General features: G+C 58.6%; 7 protein-coding genes and 1 pseudogene. 4 read left to right on the top strand and 4 right to left on the bottom strand.

Annotated features, from left to right (window positions below; all coding sequences use genetic code 11):
* The first annotated feature begins 16 nt into the window (after window positions 1-16).
* Window positions 17-724, top strand: coding sequence for a LuxR family transcriptional regulator (locus IVA82_RS34815; protein WP_247380354.1), 708 nt, complete (start codon window positions 17-19; stop codon window positions 722-724).
* Here IVA82_RS34815 and IVA82_RS34820 read toward each other — a convergent pair.
* From IVA82_RS34820 to IVA82_RS34830, 3 genes are read right to left on the bottom strand one after another with little or no spacing between them, the layout of a single operon-like run.
* Entirely contained in the window at window positions 605-2,023 is a 1,419-nt protein-coding gene (locus IVA82_RS34820; RefSeq protein ID WP_247380356.1) for a diaminobutyrate--2-oxoglutarate transaminase, read from the bottom strand. The genes IVA82_RS34815 and IVA82_RS34820 overlap by 120 nt on opposite strands.
* Complete coding sequence (locus tag IVA82_RS34825) at window positions 2,020-2,223, bottom strand: hypothetical protein (protein ID WP_247380358.1); 204 nt, start codon at window positions 2,221-2,223, stop codon at window positions 2,020-2,022. The genes IVA82_RS34820 and IVA82_RS34825 overlap by 4 nt, the downstream gene beginning before the upstream one ends.
* Complete coding sequence (locus tag IVA82_RS34830; protein ID WP_247380360.1) at window positions 2,220-2,846, bottom strand: acyl-homoserine-lactone synthase; 627 nt, start codon at window positions 2,844-2,846, stop codon at window positions 2,220-2,222. Before IVA82_RS34830 ends, IVA82_RS34825 begins: the two co-directional genes overlap by 4 nt.
* Window positions 2,847-3,641: 795 nt before the next feature.
* On the opposite strand from IVA82_RS34830, the gene IVA82_RS34835 reads away from it, so the two are divergent.
* On the top strand, window positions 3,642-4,166 hold the full coding sequence (locus IVA82_RS34835) for a hypothetical protein (protein WP_247493741.1): 525 nt from the start codon (window positions 3,642-3,644) through the stop codon (window positions 4,164-4,166).
* A 224-nt stretch (window positions 4,167-4,390) separates the two neighbouring features.
* Here IVA82_RS34835 and IVA82_RS34840 read toward each other — a convergent pair whose 3' ends face one another.
* Window positions 4,391-5,458, bottom strand: a complete 1,068-nt coding sequence (locus IVA82_RS34840) for a cytochrome-c peroxidase (protein WP_249815625.1) — start codon at window positions 5,456-5,458, stop codon at window positions 4,391-4,393.
* 1,996 nt (window positions 5,459-7,454) lie between these two features.
* Here IVA82_RS34840 and IVA82_RS34845 point away from each other — a divergent pair.
* Window positions 7,455-7,772, top strand: a complete 318-nt coding sequence (locus tag IVA82_RS34845) for a hypothetical protein (RefSeq protein ID WP_247380364.1) — start codon at window positions 7,455-7,457, stop codon at window positions 7,770-7,772.
* Window positions 7,773-7,798: 26 nt separating this feature from the next.
* Window positions 7,799-8,413, top strand: a pseudogene (locus IVA82_RS34850) (ISNCY family transposase); the annotation flags it as partial.
* Window positions 8,414-8,780: the final 367 nt, after the last annotated feature.

The raw sequence follows: 8,780 nt of genomic DNA on the forward strand, positions 1-8,780 counted from the left end.
GAAGGTGGGGGGCACCATGGTCGCAACAGTCGAGGACTTCATCGAAGCAACGCAGAATGTCAGTTCGGAAGCGATATTGAGGGACATGTTCCTCGCCGCGACCGGCGCAGACGGGTACGAAAACGCGGTGTGCGCGCGCGCGCGCAACGGCCGTCTGCTCTCTATTCCGTGGAGCCAGTTTCCGCCTGGCTATCTCGATACGTACAAGGCGGAGCAATGGGACAGGATCGATCCGGTGGTGCAGCACGTGCAGACCGCGCGGGGACCGTTCCGCTGGTCGGATACGCATTCGGGCGGGGGCTTCTCTCGCGATCAGCACCATTTCTTCGAGAAATGCCGCGAACTCGGCGTTCATTCCGGAATTACCATTCCGATGCGCGGACCGGCCAGGGAGACCGATCTCATCAGTTTGAGCTTCCGCGAGCACGGCAGCCTGATGCCCGACCGCTCAGCCTACATCTACATGCTCTGCGTGCAATACTGGCTGAAGTACTGCGAGATCGCGGACCGGCGCGACGCTCCGTGCGTTACGCTGACGGCGCAGGAACTCGAATGCCTCAAATGGTGCAAGGAAGGGAAGACGAACTGGGAAATCGGCGAGATACTATCCATTTCGCAGAAGACCGTCGAATTCCACGTCGGCAATGCGATGAGGAAGCTCGGTGCCGGTAACCGAATCACCGCAGTGATCATGGGAATCAAGAACGGCCTCATCCAGTTGTAGCTTCAAAACGGCCCCAGACCGAAGCAGTACCGACTCGACGATTTCGCCGAGTCGCTCGAGCGTGGAGGCGAACAACCCCGCATCGATGTTCAGCGGCGCCATCACCTTCAAGACCTCGTCTTGGGGTCCGCAGCACTCGATAATGATGCCGCTTCGCGCCGCGAGGTCGGCGACCTTCGCCGCCCTCTGCGGAACAGCGAACTCCAATCCCTGCATCATTCCGATGCCCTTGTGTTTCAATTGCTTCGGGAACGCCCCGACGATTCGGTCGCACCATTGCCGAAGCATCAGCGCGCTCGCATTGACGTTCGAGATGAAATCCTCCGTCCACAGCTGGAGGGCTTTGGCTGCCGTGACGAACGCAAGCGAATTCCCTCTGAATGTTCCGTTGTGTTCGCCGGGCGACCAGACGTCCAGTTCCGGGCGTATCAAAAGCAGCGACATCGGAAAACCGAACCCGCCGATCGATTTCGCCAGGCATACCAGGTCCGGCACCAGACCGGCTCTCTCGAAGCTGAAGAACCCGCCGGTCCGACCGCAACCGGCCTGTATATCGTCGACGATCAGCACGGCGCCCAGACGCTCTGCCGTCGCGGCAAGCGCCGATAACCATTCCGCCGAGGCGACGTTCAGACCTCCCTCCCCCTGAACCGTCTCGACGATGAAGGCCGCCACCGGGTCGATGCCTCCGGACGGATCGAGCGCCATGGCCTCGAAGCGGGCGAGGTCGCGGACATCCGCTCCCCGATAGCCGTCGTACGGGAGGCGCACCACGCCATGGAGAAGACCCCTGGCTGATCGTCGTGACGCTGCGGAAGCCGTCGCGGACAGCGCACCGGACGAAACCCCGTGGAAGGCATTCGTGAACGCGACCACGACGTTCCGGCCAGTTGCCTTCCGGGCCAGCTTGATCGCGGCTTCCACGCAGTTCGTGCCCGTAGGCCCCGGAAACTGCATCTTGTAGCGGAGCCCGCGCGGCACCAAAACGCGCTTTTCGAATTCGGAGATGAAGCGGAGCTTTGCGTCCGTGTGTAGATCGAGCGCGGCGGCGATGCCGTCCGACAACAGATAGTCGATCGCGGCCGCCTTGAGGATCGGATGGTTGTGCCCGTAGTTCAGCGCTCCGCAGGCGGAGAGCAAATCGACATACTGCCGTCCCTGAACATCGAACACGGAAGCGCCCTTCGCCGTCGTCAGGAGCGATGGCAGGCGACGGCAATAAGATCGCACTTCGGATTCGTGCTCGGCGAAGAACGCGGTGTGATCGATCGGTCCGGCCGATGTGTCGCGAACTTTCATGCGTTTGCCCTCTTCCGTTGTGCCTTTTCGCCAAGCGCGATCAGAGCGAGCTTGTCGCGCACCGCAAGGATGTCGGCTGCCACCGCATGATATCCCGCGTCCGCGGCTACGCGCCCCAAATACGTCAAGGCGTCCGCCATGTGGTCCGCCGCTTCCTCGTCGGTCGAACCCAAAGTCGATCCAGTGTCACGATCGGTCATGCCGCGCTCCTGGCCGACAGCGGTTCGGAGGCAGACGCGAGAACTTTCGGGCCTATACCGAGCTTTCTGCAGTGGAGCGCCGGTCGGATGTAGTCCACGGGAACGTAGAATGCCCTTTCCATTTCGCCCTCGATTTCGCGGGCACCGCCGAGCCAACGGATGCCCGATCTGACGAAGTGCGCAAGCAGATGCTCGCGCGTCACTCCAATCATGCCGCTGCCTCCGTTCTGCAATATGAATTCCTGGATGGCACAGAGCAGCTCAGGAAATATCGTCGCGCGCACCCGTGGTTCCACCGTCTTGTCGACGCAGACGCGCGTCACTTCGAAAATTCCGACAGACGCCGGCAAAACGCCGTCTTCGACGAGATGCGGCCAATAACTCCGAAGCATGTAGGGCGTAGTCGTGCGCAAGAGGCGCGCGCTTCCCCTGACGACGCGCTCGTTGTCGCGCCAGACGAGATAAGTAGCAGCAGGCGTGTCGAATTCGTCGAACTCCAGCCCGTCCCACGACGAATGGTCCAGCCCTCTTCGTCGGACGAACACCTCGAATCTGAGCTTGGCCTGCGACGCCAGCGCATCTTGGAAGTGGTGCGCCGTCGCCACTGAAAACGCTTCGATCATGCGATGTTCTCTCCGATGTCCGCAACACTCCATCAGAGGGGGCAGGGCACTGCTACTGGGGGAGTCCCTAAGACGTCCGTCACATTTTCGAAGAAACCAGTGCGTAGGGCGCATTGCGCGTTCGCCGCGACCGGCAAACCCGGGACATTCCCTAGCACCCTCCGGAGAGCTTTGCGCCTTTGCTCGCAACGCGCGCGTCGACGGCGGAGGGGATATGGCGAAGACAGCGAAGAACAAGCCGGCAAAGAAGGCGGCGAAGCCGAAGAAGGTAGCGAAGCGCGCACGAAAGCCTCGTCTCGTACTGGAGGCGGTCGGCGGAGGGTCGATCACGCGCGACGAAATCTACCACCGTCTCGAATGGTATTTCGATCACAGTCACGATCCGGGACGGGGACATTCCATCGACCCCAACACGGCGATCGAAGCGTTCTTCCTATGGATCCGGCCACAGGGAGACAGGTCCTCTGGGTTAACATCAACAAGATCAGCTCAACCTACATACCGGCATGGCGCAGCGCACTGTTTCACGGCGTGCAATTCCCATGGCCGTCCGAGGCGCCCAATGCGATCGGAATCCGCGACATCCGGACGTTTGGAAACCTCATCGATTCGGCCGTTCTGACGTACCGGCACTTCGGTTGGCGCGTGACCTGAAGGAGGATGACCATGAGAGCCGTTTCCGTCTCGACGGTCTTCGCGCTGTACTGCCTGTCAACCGCTGCGCACGCAGGCGAAACCCTCTCCGCCAAGCCATACGATCGGAACGGAGATGGCGTCCTGGACGAAGCCGAGGCTTTGGCTTGGCGGCTGCATGCGCAAGATCCCGTGCTCGCCAAGTACGATCTAAATTTCAACGGTCGACTTGATGCTGGCGAGGCCGAAAAGCTTCGATCCGAGAGCGCAAAGAGCTTCGCTGAACGGTCGAACTCGGTGGCCAACGACGTGCTGTTCTTCAAAAACCGCAAGGTCGCCGAGATCGACAAAGTCGCCTCCTCGAGGCCTCCTCCGGCCCTGCCGGTCGAAGTGAAGCCGCCCAAGGGTGGATGCGAGAACCAGCAACGTCTTTTCATCAGAAGAGATCGGCTGGACACCTACCAGTTCCGGGATTCAACCTTCGTGACCGGATTCGTTCCGCGAGCTAAGGCCAAGGGCGCGTCCGTCAGCTTCACCCACGACGACCTGGCACAGACCGACTCGCTGACCCTCAACGGCCGCGTTTCCTACGTTTTGGTCCAAAACGACCCCATGAGTCCCTGCTTCGAAGGACTGCCGAAAGACCCATACGCGAAGCACGACTTCACAACGCCATCGCTGTTGTAATTCGGCGCGGGGGTCACGCCACAGCAAGCGGCGGCGATAACGTTCTGAAGATGACTGAGAAAGGCTGGTCGCGGTGGGGTCACGATCGGCGCCGACTGGGACCCCACCCAACCACCAAATCTCTTATTTGCTACAAGCAATTGGCAGCACTCGTTCAAGCGGCTTGGTTCGGCGCCGATTTACATGTTATTATTCGGCAAGACATGAGGCCGGTGCTGTTAATCCTATCTGTCTATTGAAGGCTTTGGCGTCGTGTTCGTACGGGTGGGTAGTATCGGATACTCGATCTTAGGTAGCCGCCCGGTAAGCGAATTCAGAAACGCGACAATGTCGTTTTCTTCCCCATCGCTAAGCTTGGCGCCGAGCTGGATTTCACTCATCAGGGCAACAGCTTGCTTCAGGCTCCAAACCTGGCCCGAATGGAAGTAAGGGGCTCGCAAAGCAACGTTCCGCAACGGCGCCGCGCGGAAGACATATTCGTCGCCGACCGCCTTGGTGACCGCGAATCGGCCCTTATCGGCTTGCGGAAGCAGGGTTGCGTCCGGCTTCTTCATCACGCCGAACTGGAAGTAGGCCTGTCCACCGACATTGATTCCATTGTGGCAAGAGGAGCATCCCTTCTCCATAAACAGCGCCAACCCTGACTTCTGCTGATCATCGAGAGCATGTGTATTGCCCTCCAAATACTGATCGAACGGGGCCGCAGGTGTGATGAGAGTCGCTTCAAAAGCCTCGATTGCCTTCGCAAAGTTTTCAAAGCTGACCGGTCTCGCTTCGTTCGGGAAAGCATTTTTGAACAAGACGACATAGCTGGCCATTGAGTTCAAGGTGTCGAGCACATGATCCGGAGTCGCATTCATTTCGGCACTCGCCTGCACAGGGCCAGTTGCTTGCGCCTTGAGGTCCGCGGCGCGTCCGTCCCAGAATTGCGCCGCATTGAACACCGCGTTGTAGACGGTTGGGGCCCGACGTAGGCCGATCTTCCAGCCGTGACCGACTGAGGTCGGACCGGCATCGACTCCGCCGCTGCCGAGATTGTGGCACGTATTGCAGCTAATGATCTCGCTTGCCGATAGCCGCGGATCGAAGAACAGAATCTTGCCAAGCTCGACCTTTTCATGCGTGACTGGATTGTCCTTTACCGCAGGAATGACTGAGGGAATCGGATGGAAGATCTGCCTGGCGGTTCTCATCAGATCATCGTCCGCGCTAGCTCCTGACGACATCAGCAGCCCAATCGCCAAAACAGATGCTTCAGCCACAAGCCGAAGCTCCCGGATCGATTTGTTCATACACCCGCCTCATCAGTTCTGATTGATATCAAGGAAACAGTCGAAAGCGATGCCACACTCTGTTCCCTCAACGGGCCGGCGCAGCATGCACCGGATCCTGTGAAGCGAGGCTGCATCAAATGTTCGATTTCGAGGTGCTCGCTGCCGGCGTTCGCCCACGAGTTATTTGATTCGCGAGTTCGCTTTGAGCTCAGATCACGACGTTGGTAGATCAGACTAGCGCCTCAACCTTCGGAATGATGGCCGATCTGACAACAACAAGCGTGCCGAAAAAGGATAATCTGTCCGGTGGCCGCATCGGCTCTCCATTAAGCGATTGGGTGGCCAATACGCTCCAGCGAAGTTGATCGTATCCGTGTTGCACCGCTGGTCGCGCTCAGCGCTCACGGTGCGGCTGGACAATAGCAACCCCCATGCCAGTTCCATCTGACATGCAAGCTGCTGATTTAGTTACAGAACGAGTCCGGGCTACCGAACAACGTCGGATGTCTTGGTTTGATGAATACATACAGTGTCACAGATGCGACATGCGCCAGTCCCAGCTAGACAACATCGCACAGAAAGTTTTGTGATGAGATCCAATTGCCAGCTTGCCGGCCACACGTGGGACGGCGGTAAAAAGATCTACGCTGGCCTACGGCGAGACACTGAGCCGAGGCGCCCGGCGGTGCGCATCGCTCACGATTTCGTATCGCCCTGCCGACTGAAGGCTCTCCGACCTCATATCCGGGCCGGCTCTTTGCGCGCCGCCGCCGAAATCCCGCTCGTTTGTAACAGACGAGCCGCGAAGCCTGAACATGGCTTGTCTTGAATCCCACCTGGGGTTCGCTGGCATGGCAATTGCCGATCTCAAATCTGTTAACCCAGAGTTTGACGGTACGACCGTCCGATTTACTCGGATACTCCCATTCGACACCAGCTTAAGTGCCGGCCTGACACCTGATCGGGCCGCGTGTGGGTTGGGATAAGATAACCATTTCGATCCACTCACGGCCGAGTGGCAGCTTTTGAAATCCTGCGCGCTGATGGCAAAAATCGCTGAACTTCTGCAGAAGCAATGGTCACTTCGTGCTCTCGCGTTCAAAGACTTCGGTACAAGAGGACATGCTGGGAGGAGATCGTTACATCATGTCCGCAGATGGCCAGGTCGTGAGATCTCATCGGCGTCTTACCGAGGGAAGGACGTGATTGACCAGTTGTCCATGGCTGGTTCAAGTTAGATATGGTGTCCGTAATGGCTTCGATTGACGATCGATTGAATGAGATCAGATACGTGCGGAATGACATTTGGCGCTGTCGAAGAAGGCTTAAAAGCGAGCTAAGTGATCTCGAGCGTAAGGTTCTCGAAGATCGCCTGCTTGAGCGGCAATCTGCCTTTGAACGGCTCCTAGCGACCACGTTTCCTTTTACATTGACACTGTGAAGCAAAATTCGGGACCTGTGCCGCGGGTCATTGACGCGCAAAATGGCGTCCGCTCATAGAACGCATGCGCCTGCGTCAGGAACCTAGGCTCCGTCGCCGCGGGCCGCCGCGCCCGTCATGGCCGCCGCCGAGCTGAAATGCGTCGGTCCTCAGCCTTGATTCACCGATGTGCTGGCCCGCGGCGCACCGTGAGCGCCGATAATGAAACCGTTCGGGCCGCCCATCCAGGACCACCGCTGGGGGGACACCGATTGCGCCGTTTCTGCGAAACCGCGGTCACCATGAGTAGCTTTCATCCGACAGAGCGATCGAAGAAGCTTGAATCGGCCGTAGCGTCAGATTGTACAGAGTAGGCGAACGATACTCCAGACTAGGTGTAGCCGAATGAGAAGAGCCGTTATCGCTTTTGCATTATGTTCCGCTCTCGAGTTGCTCGGGCTAAGCGCGAGCGCGGTCGCGGACACAAGGCGGTACGCGTGCACGATCACTGCCGCCGATAGAGAGCCGGTCGGAGTTCGGAACGAGCGGGTCATTCTCACGGTTCAATATGGCTGCCGGATCGCGGATGGTCTCTTGAGTGACGCGGGGATTACAGCAGTGTCGGTCAGCGAGTGGGCTGCAGATAAAGAAACGTACTTAGCGTCCCTGGAATTTCACCGCGCGCTGGAGGGAGTTGCAATTGGGCAACTCTCCGAGGCGACCGGCTTCTCTAGCATGGAAGGCGAGCAAGGCATTGCGGTCGCAACTTCCGGCACGACAGTATTCAAGTTCGCGTCTGGCTCATTGGCAGCCCTTTCAGGGAAGACCCTTAAATTCACCACCAAAATTACTGGCCTACGTAGCTTCGAATTGGAGTTCACAGATTGGCCAGAATCTCTTTTTTGGAAGTGACTCGTGTCTTACGCTTTATTTCCGCAAGCGCAGAAATATCCAAAGGAGTGAAGAAGGCGACGGACATTCTGCAGCAGATCGCACTGGAGGGGCTCCGCGAGGAGCTCGATAGGATGTTGCCGCTGGTGCTGCGGGTGATACGTCAAACCCGGGCGCGCATCTTGCACGGCGACACTCATGTGGAAGATAAGGTTCTCAGCGTGTTCGAGCCATCGACCGAGATCATCCGTAAGGACAAAGCCGGCAAGCCCAATGAGTTCGGCAAAATGATCAAGCTGCAAGATTGTCGACTAAGTCTATGTCCGGCGGCCCAATGGCGATCTGTTGATCCCGGCCATCGCAACCCACCAGGGGGGCGTGCCGGGGCTGGTGGCGACTGACGCCGGATTCTACTCTGCCAGGAACGAGGCCGCTGCGAGAGCATTGGGGTCACGTGGGTATGCATTCCCAATCGACCGAGCAAAAGCCCTGAGCGCAAGCGCGAACAGAAGAAGCGGTGGTTCCGCGATGGCCAGAAATGGCGTACGGGATGTGCAGAACGCATCAGCGTGGTCAAGCGGCGAAACGGTCTCAATCGACGCCGATACAAGGGTGACGCCGGAATGCAGCGCTGGGTCGCCCTCGGTGTGATCTCAACCTCGTCAACATCGGACGATGAGCAGCCGAGCCGCTCCGTAGACCTCGCACCCATCATTGCTCGCTTCAGACCCCCGCCGTCCACCCCGGCGGGGGTTTGTTTTGGCCCATGCCGTTGGCCAAAGGCTGGAAAGCATCAATTTCGCGCCGGGAAGTAGACAAAAGTGGGCTATCCACGGGCACTATTTGCCGAACGGAGAATATGCGAAGCTTCATTGACGGACGATGAACGCTCAACGCGAAATTGAGGGCAGCCCGCGCTGATCGAGCCGCCCTAGGCCAGCGTTTCTTTGATTCGAATCATATCAGGCAGCCTCGGCGAGTCTGTAGGACCAGGTGTGGACAACCGGATGGCGATTGACGTCGTCGATG

It is taken from the genome of Bradyrhizobium sp. 142 (genome assembly GCF_023074015.1).
Lineage (GTDB): Bacteria > Pseudomonadota > Alphaproteobacteria > Rhizobiales > Xanthobacteraceae > Bradyrhizobium.